This window comes from Sphingobacterium sp. UBA6320, from assembly GCF_002440335.1.
Lineage (GTDB): Bacteria > Bacteroidota > Bacteroidia > Sphingobacteriales > Sphingobacteriaceae > Sphingobacterium.
In genome coordinates this window covers 105,656-119,916 of sequence record NZ_DJTA01000028.1, presented here as the reverse complement: position 1 = coordinate 119,916, position 14,261 = coordinate 105,656, and the positions used below count along the sequence as shown (strand labels likewise).

Genomic DNA, 14,261 nt, shown 5'->3' with positions numbered 1-14,261 from the left:
ACATAGAAGATCCACGATTGCTAAAAGTGTGGGGAGAAACGCTTATAAAATAAATGTTGCAATAAATAGTAAGGAATTAAAGAATCAAGTGATGTATAAAATAGTAGCAAATTAAGACGATAGCAATTATGATGAAAATGAAAAAACAGATTCTCATGGTATTATGTTCTGCTTTAGGAATATGTACTGTGCAAGGCCAGTCCAGCGATCTGAAATTATCGAAAGAGTTTATCCAGCAGAATTTGAATGATGCCGCTCGACAAATTAAAGTCTTGGCAAATGAGATCCCAAACGAAAAATTTCCTAAAACTTTTGAAAATAATAAAGAAGTCTTTTCATCATCGAGCTGGTGGTGTTCTGGATTCTATCCAGGAACACTGTGGTACTTATATGAAGGAACTCAAGATCGAGGGTTACTACAAAAGGTGGAAGAGAAGTTACCTTATTTGGAGAAAGAAAAATATAATATAGGGACACATGATCTAGGTTTTATGTTGTTTTGCAGTTTTGGAAATGGCTTACGTCTAACAGGTGATTCTGTGAAATATAAAGATGTATTAGTTACTGGCGCAGCTTCGCTCGCTTCTCGTTTCAATGAGACAACAAAGACTATTCGGTCTTGGGATCACAAGCCTTGGCATTATCCTGTCATCATTGATAATATGATGAATTTGGAGTTTTTGACGCAGGTTTCAAAAATGACTGGAAATAAAAGGTATTATGATTTGGCGGTAACACATGCCGAGACAACATTGAGAAACCATTTTAGAAAAGATTATAGCTCATATCATGTTATTGATTACGATGTGAACACGGGTAAAGTTATTGCAAAAAAAACACATCAGGGTGCATTTGACGAATCTGCATGGTCTAGAGGGCAAGGTTGGGCACTCTATGGGTATACCATGATGTATCGCGAGACCAAGAAGAAGGAATTTTTAAATCAGGCTCGACATATTGCAAAGTATATATTAAATCATCCCAATTTAACGCAAGATTTAATTCCTTATTGGGATTTTGATAAGGATAAGATTGATCAATTTAGTAAAATGTATGCTAAGAAAGATCTACGTGATGTTTCAGCAGCGGCATTGTATGCATCTGCTTTACTAGAATTGGCGCAATATACAGTAGGTAAGGAGTCGACGCTTTATCTTACTAAGGCGGAGACCATGCTCACAAATTTATCTAAGGCTCCTTATAAGGCTGAGTATGGAAAGAATGGCGGTTATTTATTACAACATAGTGTAGGGGCACTACCTTTGAATTCTGAAATAGATGTACCATTGACGTATGCCGATTATTACTATGTTGAAGCATTGATTAGATACAAAAGACTTCTAGAGGGAAATGCTATTATTCAGGAGATCGCTAAATGACATTTTTTACTTCTCTAACAGTTCTTTATTATTTTGGACAATGTGAGTTGCAATTCTATATGCCAAGCGATCATGATCGAGCTGATTATAAAACTGAATTTTTTGGAGCTCTAGGATAAGTAGACTATACGGTAAGAATGGATATAGTTAGTGGAACAACCATATTGCAACCTTAATCAATTATAGCTTCACTATATGGGACTGTTGTGTAAAAACACTTTTTAAAGCTTAAATTATCCGTTTTAGGAGCTCATGTGAACCTTTCTGCAACTACTTTTTGGCTCTGAGCAATCGCTCTTTGACTAAGAGTAGTTCCTATTTTCAAAAAAGGAATCCATCCTCTGGCAAAGGAATCCAATCTTTTAAAAAGAAAATCACGTTTTCTAAAACTGTGTTCCATTGTTCATAAGAACCATCACCTTTTTGAAAATAAGTAATCGATGATTTAAAAGGATGGAACACTTTATGGATTAAGGAGTACATTGCTGGGAACAAGTGACTACTATTTCTAAACACAGGATCTGTTTTTTGGAAATAGTAGTTTAAGTTTATCAACTCAGGACAGTTTTTTTGGAAATAACGGTTCCATTGATCAACAAGCGATCACTTGTTTGGAAATAGGGATTCAAGTTTGCTAACAAAGTACTAGCCGAAGGCAAAAAGTAATCCTACTATTGCCCCATTATTACTATGTTGTACAATTAATACATAAACAATTTAGCATGCTAACTACTAACACGTTATTATTCATTTGAATCACGCTGTTCTTTAATAATAAATTCAGAAGGATTTTGTCCAAAGAGTTTTTTAAATTCTTTACTAAAGTATTTTCTGTCTGAAAATCCCACAGCATAAGCTACTTCACTTATATTGAGAGCAGAAAGCAATAGATCTTTTGCTTTATTTAGTCTATAGTTTTTAACATAGTTATTAAGAGAAAGGTTTGTAATGGCATTTAATTTACGGTAAAGTACTGGAGCACTCATTCCCATAGCACGAGAAATAAAATTGACGTCAAATGAATCTGATAGTAGGTGATGTTCGATAAGCCTGTTTAAGGATTGAATGAATTTGTTGTCTTGTTCGTTATCACTAATGGGCGCTTTTATTTGAAAGTTCTGGCTTCGCTTTTTACTTATATTTAAGAGATTTTGTACAGAATAAAAGAGTTGACTGTTATCAAATGGTTTTGTTAAATAAATGTTTGCACCACTTTGTAAAGTCTCAGTTTGTAATTGATGGTCTGTTAAAGCGGTTAATAAAATAAATGGAATATGGCTTGTAATGATACTGTTCTTGATAGCTCTGCATAACTCTATTCCATTCATATTGGGCATCATGAAGTCAGAAATAATTAGATCAGGTACTATTTTTTCCGCTTTTTTTAATGCCTCCTCGCCATTATGAGCAAGAATAATATTGAAATTATCTTTAAAAATATTGGCAATTATTTCTAATAGCTCTTTATTATCTTCAACAATGAGGATTGTCGTTTGTAATCCTACTTCTGCAATAGCGGGGAAAGCGGATAATGGAGAAATGCTTTGAACGGAATTGTCAGTCTCACTGTAATCAAGATTTGATGTTTTCGGCAAGTGCACGGTAAAAATAGTCCAATTTTCTTGTTGCTCGTGCTTGGATTGACAATGAATTTCTCCACCATGTTGTTCGATTATTTTTTTAGTTAGGGCTAATCCTATACCAGTGCCGATAGTATCATTTACTTGATCTTCTCTATAATATTCTTCGAATATTTTAAATTGGTTGGTTGATGTAATTCCGATGCCATTATCAACAATCTGAATGGTGATTCTTTTTTCATCTTGAATAACTTCTAAGTAGACTGTGCCATTTTCAGGGGTATATTTAATAGCATTGGACAGTAGGTTGAACATCACTTTATCAAATTGTATGGTATCAATTGACTGGATGCCGATGGGATCTATGTGTTTAATATAATAGTTTAAATTTTTTGTTTGGGCAAAATCATTAAATAGATAAAAAGTATCTTCGATATATTCTCTGAATGAAATTGATGTCAATTTGAGTTCTTGTTTATGATCATCAAATTTTTTAAAGTCCAATAATTCATTTACTACAGTTAGAAGTTTGTTTGCATTTTTTTTGATGCGTATTAATTTAAATTGTGTAGTTGGAAGATTGGCCACTTCTGTTATTAATTCATCAAGCGGAGCTGTGATTAAGGTAAGTGGTGTTCTAATTTCGTGTGAAATTTGAGTGAAAAAATTAATTTTATTTTCGTGTTCTTTTTCTGAATTAATTAAAATTTCACGTTCCACAATGAATTTTATTATGAAATGAATGGCTAAAGCAAATGATAGTGCATAAAAAAGATATGCCCACAAGGTGCGCCAAAATGGAGGAAGTACCGTAATATCTAAGATTAGAGGAGTTTTGCTCCAAATCATATCGTTGTTGCAAGAAAATATGGTTAATTTATGTCTTCCTTCGGGTATATTGGTGTATTTAATGTTTGCTGAATTGGTCTCTATCCAATCTTTGTCAATCCCATCTAACTTGTATCTGTATTTGTTTTTTAGTGGCTTGATGAAATTAGAGCTTGAAAAATCGATTGTTAAATAGTTTTCATGGTGTTGTAATCTTATTTGATAATGATTGTTCGTTGCTGTAGCATGAATTCGGTCGAATGGCAGTGTACTTTCATTTATATAGATATTTCTTAATAAAACTGTAGGTAAAATATGATTGAAGGCTATTTTTTTAGTATCTATGGATACTAACCCATTTAGAGTCGTCAAGAATAATTTTCCTTCTTCACCATGGAACAGTTTTGCACTTTGCAAATTTTTAACGGGTAAACCATCATTTTGATTTAAAATATTCGTGTACTTCGTTTTAGGGTTAAAGAAAATTAAGCCATTTTCACTCGTGATCCAGAGCATATTGTCGATCATGATGGGCCAACCGAGATTATTTTTATTGAACTTGACGTGAAAGGTTGCTTCACCATTTTTTTGCAGACTATAAAGTGCACTGTCAGTGGTAAACCAAAGTTGATCCAAGGGATCGATGAAAAAACCTTTTATTGAATGCGACTTTAGTTCGGGAATAACTTTAAAGATAGAGGTTTGATTTTTTACATATAATTTACTTTCTTGTAAAAGATATATTTGAGATTTGCTGTCTTCTTGAATGTCTGTAACTTCTCTGCTTCTTATCTCTTCAACTCGAACAGGAATCTGATTGTTTTCGACAGTAAATAATCCACTATTTGTTCCTAAATAGATTTTTTTAGATGGATCGACATAAATAGCGAAAATATTATTCTTAACATCGAAAGAGTCTTTATCTAGATAATAATGATTCGTTTTATGACTATGGATATCAATGACATTATATCCGCCGGCGTACTGAGCAGCATAAATCTTGTTTTCTCGGACGTAAAGGTCTTTGATGAGATTAGATTTTGTTAGATGCGGAACTGAAATGCTATTTCCGCTTGCTTTGTTGATGATATTAATTCCATTTTCCTCTGTCCCAATCCAATACTTCTCTTTTGTCTGTGCAAAACTGCTTGTTATGTCACTATTTAAACGATGCAAATTATTTGATCGCGTAGCATATATAGTAAAAGGTAGAACGTTTGGGTATATGGCATTTATTCCTCCAAAATAGGTGCCTAACCAGACAATTTTTTGATTATCTATAAAAATATCGTAGATGGAGTTTTGTGATAGCGAATAGTTGAAGGTAGTATGTTGATAATTGTTAAAATAATTTTCTTTTTCAAATACAGATAACCCCTTGAGTGTACCGATTAAAATATTTCCTTGCGGGTTTTTAGTGATTTTACGGACATTATTACTCAATAAATTGCTATTTCCTATATGAAGGTTGACCCAAGTCTTATTCTTAAATTCATATCGATAAATACCGTGAAGTTTAGTTGCTACCCATAAGTTGTCTTTGTCATATAATAGCGAACTTATAATACGTTCTTCTTGTAATGGAATCGGCAGCTGTAAGTTGGATATAATAGAAAGCTTTTTATTCTTGTATTGTATCATTTCAATGCCCTGTAGACTTGCAATGATGTACGTATCACTACTTATTTGTGTAATGGTGTGAACTTTATCTCGGGCTAATAATAATTCAAGTTTGTAAGAAGATGCTGTGGGGCTGGCACGATAAAGCCCATCTTTAGCACAAAGAAAAGTCTGCCCAGATAGCGTTTGAATGTCTAGAACGGTTATCTTTTCTTTAAAGGGTTTACTGTTTTTTTGTATATATCTGTGTCGATTAATATCATATAGATGTAAATGGGTAGAGGTAGCAATAAAAAGATCATTTTTTGCGTTAATTCCAATTTTAATAATATACTCAATATCATTTAGTGTGGTGTCAGATCTCCGTAAATTGGAGACATTTTTTGAATCATAAACAAAAAGATTGTCCGCTCCTCCAAACCAAAGCCTACCTTTTTGATCTTGTGCAATAGAGAGAACCGGTTGTTTGTCAAGAATATTCTCCTGACTTAATTGTTCAAATCGAAAATCCTGTGCATAGCAATGAGCAATCAAGAATCCCAAGGTTAAAAAACATCGTAGTAGATTTAGCTGATTATTCATTTTGGCTGGTTTATAGGTCAAATTTAAAATTTTACCCCTAAAAATTTATAAAAATCACCCTCTATTATTGTGATTATGCTTCAAATTTGAGGCATAAACCAATTAATTAATATATAAACTAAATCCAAAAATATGGCAAAGTTTTACACAGTCGGGGTATCGGCTATGATGCTATTTACGGTAGGCACGACTATGGCTCAGCAAAAGATTTCTGTGTCTGGAAGAATAACGGATAGTCAAGGTGGGGCATTATCTGGCGTAACGATCAAAGAAAAAGGAGGAACAGTAGCGACTTCGACTAACAAATCTGGAAATTTTTCCATTTCTGTCCCGAGTAATGCAACGTTGATCATTTCTAATGTAGGCTACCAAAATCAAGAAGTTTCTGTCGATGGAAAAACCACTATTACAATCACTTTAGCGGACGGAAATGCTGCTATTGATGAAGTTGTCGTCGTGGGTTATGGAACGCAGAAAAAGGCTAAATTACTGGGATCCATATCAACTATTGATGCTAAACAACTGGAAAATCGTGCAGTTACTAATGTTTCCTCTGCACTCTCGGGTTTAGCAGCAGGAGTTCAGGTAAAAGTAGGAAATGGCAAACCGGGGAGTGATGGTGCTACTATTCGAGTACGCGGGGTAGGAACTATGAATAATAATGACGCACTAGTTATCATTGATGGGATACAAGGTGTAATGGATGCGGTAAATCCAGAAGATATTGAAAGTATTTCTGTTTTGAAGGATGCATCATCTGCAGCAATATATGGTGCACGTGCTGCAAATGGGGTTATCTTGATAACAACTAAAAAAGGTAAAGCTGGACAAGGCCCGCAGATCAATTATTCAGGATTATTTTCAAGGACCTCACCCAGTGCTAAGCCTGTATTTGTTAATGATTATGTGCGCCACATGAATTTATTTAATGAAGCAGCTGCAAATATTGGTACTACTGGACAGTATACACAGTCTGCAATTGATGCATGGACTGCAGCCAATGCGGACCCAAATGGTTTAGCTCCTTCTGGGTTACCTAATTATGTTGCTTATCCTAATACCAATTGGGGGGACTGGATCTATGAAGATGGCTGGTTGAAGAATCATAATGTGAGTGTACTGGGAGGAAGTGAGAAAATTCGTTTTAATTTATCTGGAAGAATTCAAGATAATCCCGGTATCATGTACAATACAGGAATGAAGCGTTACGAAGGACGTGTTAACTTGGAAACTGATGTAACCGATTTCTTGACTGTAGGAACACAAACGTTCGTTGTTAATGAACATCGTTCATTGGCTTCTGATGCTAATCTTTACAATTTTTTGCGTCAAACAACTCCGGGTATCTACCCCAAGTATGAAGACAAGTTTGGGGGAGCCGTTTTAAATTCAGGGGAGTCTTCACAATTAAATAATGTTTTATTGTATCTGTATGATTATAAAGGGAGTAATGAGCGAACTCGATTGAATTCTACATTTTTCGCTAATCTTAAACTTTGGAAAGGTTTAACATTTGAAACCAAATTTAATTATCAGTCGCGTTTTGATGAGATTACCGGATATCAAAATCCTTCAGCTCGATATGATTTCTCTACCCTGAATATGGTGGTTACTCCAACTGTGCCTTCACAGCTGACAACAAGTCAATCCTATGGGAAAATTTATAGAAAATCTTTTGATAATGTTTTGCGCTATAATACGGAAATAGGCAAGCATACAATCGGTGCGTTAATTGGACATAACGAATTTTATTATAATGATTCGGGATTCAGTGCTTCTAAGAAAGGTTTGATTGATGAAACCATTACTAATATTGGTACAGGAACTGAAATGTCATCTATCGGAGGAGATGAATCAGATAATTCGATGCGTTCCTTCTTTGGTCGTGTGAACTATGATTATGACTCTAAATATTTGGCTGAGTTTAGTCTTCGTAGAGACGGTGCTTCGAAGTTTGGCCGTAATCGAAAATATGGAACTTTTCCTTCTTTTTCTTTGGGTTATATGCTGTCAAAAGAATCTTTTATGGCTGCTGTGAATCCTTACATACAGGATGTGAAAATTCGTGGATCATGGGGTAAATTGGGGAATGATGGGGGAGATGGTCTTAATGTATACGGTTGGCACGGTGTCTACGGATTGGTTGGTTACTCTTTCAATGGTACACAAATGAATGGTTTACAGTTGTCTCGTTTTGGCAATGATTTATTGCAGTGGGAGGAAGCTGAAAACAAAGAGATCGGATTAGAATTTGCGACCTTAAAACGCCGTGCATCTGTAGAATTGAATGTGTATGACCGTAAGACGTCTAATATTATTCGTGCTGCAGAGGTTCCAATTACTGCGGGTACGACGACTCCTCCTTTTTTTAATCAAGCTGCAATGCGTAATACAGGTGTTGAGTTTAATTTAAATTGGCGTGATCAGATTGGAGATTTCAGATATAATATAGGGGGTAATTTTTCTTATAATAAGAATAGGGTAATCAAATTTGAAGGTCAGTTGAAAGAAGGATTTGTTGATGATGGTACAGGAAAAATGACTTGGCAAACAAACTTAGGAGATGTTTCTAGCGGGGGGCTCAACCGTATTCTTGAAGGAAGTCAATTAAATGAATTTTATTTGCGTAAAGTCTATAAAGGGGATGGCTCTTATTTTAATGCGGATGGTTCTGTTAATATTCATGGAGGTCCAACTACTGGAATGATTCGTACTGAGGGAGACTATGAATGGGCAAAAGCGATGAAGGCTACTGGTTATTCCTTCTTAAACTCGAGTCAGAAAATCAGTGATGTGTACGGTAGTACTGCTTTATATTATGGAGATCTAATTTATTCGGATCTTAATCAAGATGGTGTATATGGAAATACTGCGGATCAATATTTTACCGGTACTTCTGTCAATCCAAAATATATATACGGTATTAGTCTTGGATTTTCGTATAAGGGATTGGATATGTCTATGATTTGGTCAGGAGAGTCTGGTGCGCAGTATTACTGGAATGATCATGGGTATAATAACAATGTCTTGATTTCTGGAAATCAGGTGACGACACGAATTGCTGACGATCACTACTTCTATAATCCAAATAATCCTGATGATCCGCGTACAAATCAAAATGGATATTTTCCAAGGTTGAAATATGGTACCTCTGCAGAAAATATTAATAATCAGTCTAGTGATTATTGGTTGTACGAATCAAATTTCTTTAAGTTGAGAAATCTGCAAATCGGGTATACGTTTGATAAGAAGCTCACGGAGAAATTTAAGGTTAGAAATTTAAGAATATTCTTTTCTGGAGAGAATTTGTTGATGTTTACCAATTTCCCTGGGTTAGATCCTGAAGTGGGAGCAGGTGCTGAATACCCAACAATGAAGCAGTATGCATTGGGTTTAAATTTTGGATGCTAAAAATAGACTGATCATGAAAAATAAAAATATAAAATATACATTTTGGAGTAAAAAATTAATGCTTGTTGCTAGCTTGGCGACAGCAATATCGGTATCTTCTTGCGATAATGATCTCTTGGACACGGTACCAAAAACACAGGTATTAACCAATAATATGTGGTTAACGGACAACCTAACTGATCAAGGTGTAACGGGTGTATATCAAAACTTGCGTAATGGACAGATGCTGTATGAATATGATACTTATGTTACGTTGCAGGGAAGAGATAATTCGGTTTTAATGAATGGTACTGCAACAGCGTCCTCTGGAATATTTTCTTCCGAATGGCAGAATCTTTATGAGGGGATTCATCGAGCTAATGATGCAGTCTATGGATTGACCAATATTTCTCCAACTGAGGAGGTTAAAAAATCACGGTTGCTTGCGGAAGTGAAATTTTTGCGTGCTTTTTATTACTATCGTTTAAATCAACTATACCAAGGTATTCCAATATATACGGAACCGATTGAATGGAATAAGGTAGATAAGCCTAGAAATACAGAAGATGAGGTGTGGAATTTGATTGTACAGGATTTGACTGATTGTATTAACGAAACTAATCTTCCAAATCGATATGAAGCGACAAATTCGAATTTTGGAAGAATTTCAAAATCTGCTGCTTATGCTCTCCGAGGAAAAGTGTATATGTACAGAAAAGAATGGCAAAAAGCTATAGATGATTTTCAAAAAGTGAAGGATCTTGGACATACTCTTTTCGGAAATTATGAGAATTTGTTTAAAGGTGAAAATGAGAAAAGTCCTGAAATTATATTAAGTATTCAGAATATTGCTTTACCAGGTTATGGGTCAAATTATCAATTTAGATTTGGGTCTAGATCTGCATTTGGTTCTAATTGGAATACGTTCTTGGTGCACCCTGATGCGGTGGACCGTTATCAAAAGAAGGACGGTTCACCATTTAATTGGAACGATTATATTCCGGGTTATAATGCTATGGATCCCATAAAACGTGAGGTATTTTTCTTAAGAAATAACTTAACAGCTACGGAAATAGCTAATATGACGAAAAAGGGTTTAGATATGTCTTTGTACCTTCCTACGAGCAATGAGCAACGTGTTATGGCTGCTTATGTTGATCGAGATCCTAGGCTGTCAAGTAATGTTATTTTGCCGTATTCGACTTTTGTGGGGGCTAATGGTGCAACTGATCAGGTGTTTACTTCGAGATGGCCATATCGTCAGGAGTTTGGAGGTGTATTTGATTTGCGTACGGACATTGTTCCAAATTTTTATTACTATCCTCGAAAATTTGTCTATACGGGTGCAAATCCTGGTATTCCTAACAGAGAGGCGGGAGCTTATGATTATATCGTGATTCGTTATGCCGATATATTATTGTTATGGGCAGAGGCTCTGAATGAATTGCATAAGCCTGGAGAGGCCGTTATAAAAGCCAATGAGGTGCGTACTCGTGCGAGTGTGCAGCCTATTCGTTTAGGTATCGGTGAAGATGATTTGCGTAAGGAAATTCGTGATGAGCGACGTCGTGAATTAATGTGTGAGGGTGTTATCTATTTTGATGAACTGCGTTGGAAAACTCTTAAAGCGACGTCTTTTTATGCGGGAAATGGTATTAAAGAAGTTTGGGGTAGAGTGAATTCACCATACACTTGGGGGGGAGACCATTTATTTACTTGGCCTGTACCACAGTTAGAAAGGGAGAGAAATACAAATCTTACTCAAAATCCTGGTTGGGATAATTAAGTTAAATTTTGATCATTCTGTAAAGATTTTGATATCAACCGTCTGTGCAATCGTTTGACAAGTCGGTTGATATTTTTAGGATTGCTTTTTTAATGCAAAAATATGATTTTTAGACTTTTAGGTTATTAAATAAGAACATCTAGTGCACATAGATAGATATAAAAAAAATGAAAAGAAGGTTGTTATTGAAGCTTTTAGGTGGAATTGGATTAGGGACCTTGTCGACTTCTGTACCCATGCAAGTAGAGGCTGGTCATCAAAAGGCACTGCATTGTTTTGGAAAGGAAAATGACCGTGCTTATTGGGTAGCCATATTAAGTAAGATGGCATCACCGATATTAACCAATATCAGTAAGGAGCAATGGCGAAGAAATATGCCGATGGAGGTCAGTCCGACTTTTGATAAGCGTGATCCTGGTGTGGGTTATCTAGAGGCTTTTGGTCGATTATTAGCAGGTATGGCCTCTTGGTTGGCTTTACCTGATGATGGAACGGATGAGGGGAGGGTGCGTAAAAAATTCAGAGAGCAGGCTTTATTGGGAATAAAACATGGAGTAGATCCTAGATCTCCAGATTATTTTACCTGGCGTGGTCCCTCTTCGCAAACTTTGGTTGATGCAGCTCATTTAGCTCTAGCTTTTCTGCGTGCTCCTGTTGCACTGTGGGCACCTTTAGATCCCCTTACTAAAAGTCGAGTTGTAGAAGAATTTAAACTTTTGCGTAAAATTAAACCAAATGAAAGTAATTGGCTTTTATTTGCGGCAATGACGGAAACGTTTTTATATGACATCGGGGAGGAGTGCGCAAGAGAGAAAATAGATTATGCTGTAAACAAATTTGATACAGAATGGTATGTGGGTGATGGTTGGTACAGCGATGGCGCTCACTTTAGTTTTGATCATTATAATGGTTATGTGATCCATAATATGCTGGTGGAAACCTTGCGTCATAATATAAGCGTAGATAAGAGATATAAAGAAATGTTTGATCGCGCTTATAAAAGAATGCAACGTTATGCACATCATCTGGAACGTATGATTTCTCCAGAAGGTTATTATATGGTGGTTGGTCGATCTTCAACTTATAAGAATGCAGCGTTTCAGCCTTTGGCTGCGGTGGCTCTTGAAAATAAATTGCCGGAGGATATTTCTAAGGGACAAGTACGTGCAGCTTTAACAGCAGTATTGAGAAATATTTATATTGATAAGACTTTTTCACCTTCAGGATGGCTTCGTATGGGGGTGGTAGGCGATTTGCAACAGAATCTGGCAGATTACTATACGAATGCTGGTTCTATGTATGTAGCCTCTTTGTCTTTTCTTCCTCTTGGGCTACCGGCTAATGATGAATTTTGGACTTGTAATCCTGAAAAATGGACTTCGCAAAAATGCTGGGATGCCGAACAGTTTCCAAAAGATTATTATGTAAATTATTAAAAACCACAAAAATTACTTTTTAAATGAACTTGAGAAATTATTTAATCCTGTTTGGAATAATAGGATTTGCTCTTCAGGGAGCTTCGTGCCAAGGTAAAAGAAAGTTGGTGAAGGATAGGCTAACCCTTGATCAAGCTTTTGTGAATCAAAACCTGGAAGATGCAAAGAAACAGATTAGTTATCTCGCTTCTTCTGTAAAAGAAGCTGGTATTCCTACGACTTTCCAAAATGGTAAATATGTGAATTGGGGATCTAGCTGGTGGTGTTCTGGTTTTTATCCAGGTACTGTATTGTACCTTTATGAGTATTCAAAGGATCCGAAATTATTAGATGAGGCCAAAAGAAAATTGAAATATTTGGAGAAAGAAAAGAATAATAAAGGTACGCATGATCTGGGTTTTATGCTTTACTGCAGCTTTGGAAATGCACTAAGGTTGACAAATGATTCTACTTCCTATAAATATGTACTGAGTACAGGTGCTGCCTCATTGGCGACACGTTATAAGGATGCTACAAAGACTATTCGTTCATGGGATGGGGGTAAAAACTGGGATGGGCAATCTTGGACATATCCCGTTATTATAGATAATATGATGAATTTGGAGTTTTTAATGGAAGTATCTAAGATGACAGGAAATTCCAGTTATGCTGACATCGCAATTAAACATGCTGATGCAACCATGGTCAATCATTACAGAAAAGATTATAGTTCATATCATGTGGTTGATTATAATAGTATGGACGGAAGTATTATATCTAGGAAGACTGCACAAGGTGCTTTTGATGAATCAACTTGGTCCAGAGGTCAGGCTTGGGGCTTGTATGGTTATACTATGATGTTTAGGGAAACGAATGATCAAAAATATTTACAGCAGGCAAGAAATATTGCAAAGTTTTATTTGAATCATCCCAATTTACCTCAAGATCTGATTCCTTATTGGGATATGGATCAAAATAAATTGACGACTTCTAGTAAATATTACAATCAGAAAGATTTGCGTGATGTGTCAACTGCCGCAGTCATGGCTTCTGCATTGTTGGAACTTGCGCAATATACCGATGGAGGGGAGAGTCAATTATATATCGTCAAAGCGGAGCAGATGTTGCGATCATTGTCTTCTAAACCTTATAAAGCAGAATATAAGGAATCGGGAGGGTATATCTTAAAACATAGTGTAGGGTCCATTCCACATGAGACGGAGGTTGATGTTCCTTTGACGTATGCGGACTACTATTATGTAGAAGCTTTAGTTCGATATAAACGATTATTGGATGGGGAGCCTATCATAAAAATTTAAATTGACTGTATATTCTGATTAAACGACCTATACCTAGCTTTATCAACTAGGTATAGGTGTTTTTGTTATTAGGTTGTTGTAAATTGGTATTTATTATTTACTGAGTAAGCCGGTATTACGTTTGGTTTATATTTCATCGTTTGATTTTTTAAGGATAGAAAAGGTGAATTAAGTTATATGTTTATCGTATCCGTGAGTTGTCTGCTATTCGATTAATTTTTAATAATTCAATCGGTTATTTTTTTATTTTCTTGATCGGGATAAAAAAATAAAAAAATAATGCGCTAATAATTTGATACTTAGAAAATTCTTCTTACTTTTGCAGTCCCTTATTGGGAGAAATACGTCTTGAGCGAAGCCCT

At 35.6% G+C, this 14,261-nt stretch carries 6 protein-coding genes; 5 read left to right on the top strand and 1 reads right to left on the bottom strand.

Annotated features, from left to right (window positions below; genetic code table 11):
• Positions 1–131: 131 nt before the first annotated feature.
• On the top strand, positions 132–1,379 hold the full coding sequence (locus B3P23_RS17420; RefSeq protein WP_293928632.1) for a glycoside hydrolase family 88 protein: 1,248 nt from the start codon (positions 132–134) through the stop codon (positions 1,377–1,379).
• Positions 1,380–2,122: 743 nt separating this feature from the next.
• Here B3P23_RS17420 and B3P23_RS17415 read toward each other — a convergent pair.
• Positions 2,123–5,989 carry a hybrid sensor histidine kinase/response regulator transcription factor gene (locus B3P23_RS17415; protein WP_293928412.1) on the bottom strand — a complete coding sequence of 1,289 codons (3,867 nt, stop codon included), beginning with the start codon at positions 5,987–5,989 and terminating at the stop codon, positions 2,123–2,125.
• 132 nt (positions 5,990–6,121) lie between these two features.
• Here B3P23_RS17415 and B3P23_RS17410 point away from each other — a divergent pair, with 132 nt between their 5' ends.
• The 4 genes from B3P23_RS17410 to B3P23_RS17395 all read left to right on the top strand — a co-directional run bounded on the left by B3P23_RS17410 (position 6,122) and on the right by B3P23_RS17395 (position 13,899).
• Positions 6,122–9,400 carry a SusC/RagA family TonB-linked outer membrane protein gene (locus tag B3P23_RS17410; protein ID WP_293928410.1) on the top strand — a complete coding sequence of 1,093 codons (3,279 nt, stop codon included), beginning with the start codon at positions 6,122–6,124 and terminating at the stop codon, positions 9,398–9,400.
• Between the two features lie 13 nt (positions 9,401–9,413).
• Entirely contained in the window at positions 9,414–11,165 is a 1,752-nt protein-coding gene (locus B3P23_RS17405; RefSeq protein WP_293928408.1) for a RagB/SusD family nutrient uptake outer membrane protein, read from the top strand.
• Between the two features lie 167 nt (positions 11,166–11,332).
• Positions 11,333–12,601 carry a DUF2264 domain-containing protein gene (locus B3P23_RS17400; RefSeq protein WP_293928407.1) on the top strand — a complete coding sequence of 423 codons (1,269 nt, stop codon included), beginning with the start codon at positions 11,333–11,335 and terminating at the stop codon, positions 12,599–12,601.
• Positions 12,602–12,624: 23 nt separating this feature from the next.
• Positions 12,625–13,899 (top strand): glycoside hydrolase family 88 protein, encoded by a 1,275-nt coding sequence (locus B3P23_RS17395; RefSeq protein WP_293928406.1) that lies wholly within the window; start codon positions 12,625–12,627, stop codon positions 13,897–13,899.
• The last annotated feature ends 362 nt before the right edge of the window (positions 13,900–14,261 follow it).

What these genes read in the sequence shown, in the direction of transcription:
- B3P23_RS17420 (WP_293928632.1), top strand. Translation starts at nt 132, where the DNA reads ATGAAAATGAAAAAACAGATTCTCATGGTATTATGTTCTGCTTTAGGA.
- B3P23_RS17415 (WP_293928412.1), bottom strand. Translation starts at nt 5,989, where the DNA reads ATGAATAATCAGCTAAATCTACTACGATGTTTTTTAACCTTGGGATTC.
- B3P23_RS17410 (WP_293928410.1), top strand. Translation starts at nt 6,122, where the DNA reads ATGGCAAAGTTTTACACAGTCGGGGTATCGGCTATGATGCTATTTACG.
- B3P23_RS17405 (WP_293928408.1), top strand. Translation starts at nt 9,414, where the DNA reads ATGAAAAATAAAAATATAAAATATACATTTTGGAGTAAAAAATTAATG.
- B3P23_RS17400 (WP_293928407.1), top strand. Translation starts at nt 11,333, where the DNA reads ATGAAAAGAAGGTTGTTATTGAAGCTTTTAGGTGGAATTGGATTAGGG.
- B3P23_RS17395 (WP_293928406.1), top strand. Translation starts at nt 12,625, where the DNA reads ATGAACTTGAGAAATTATTTAATCCTGTTTGGAATAATAGGATTTGCT.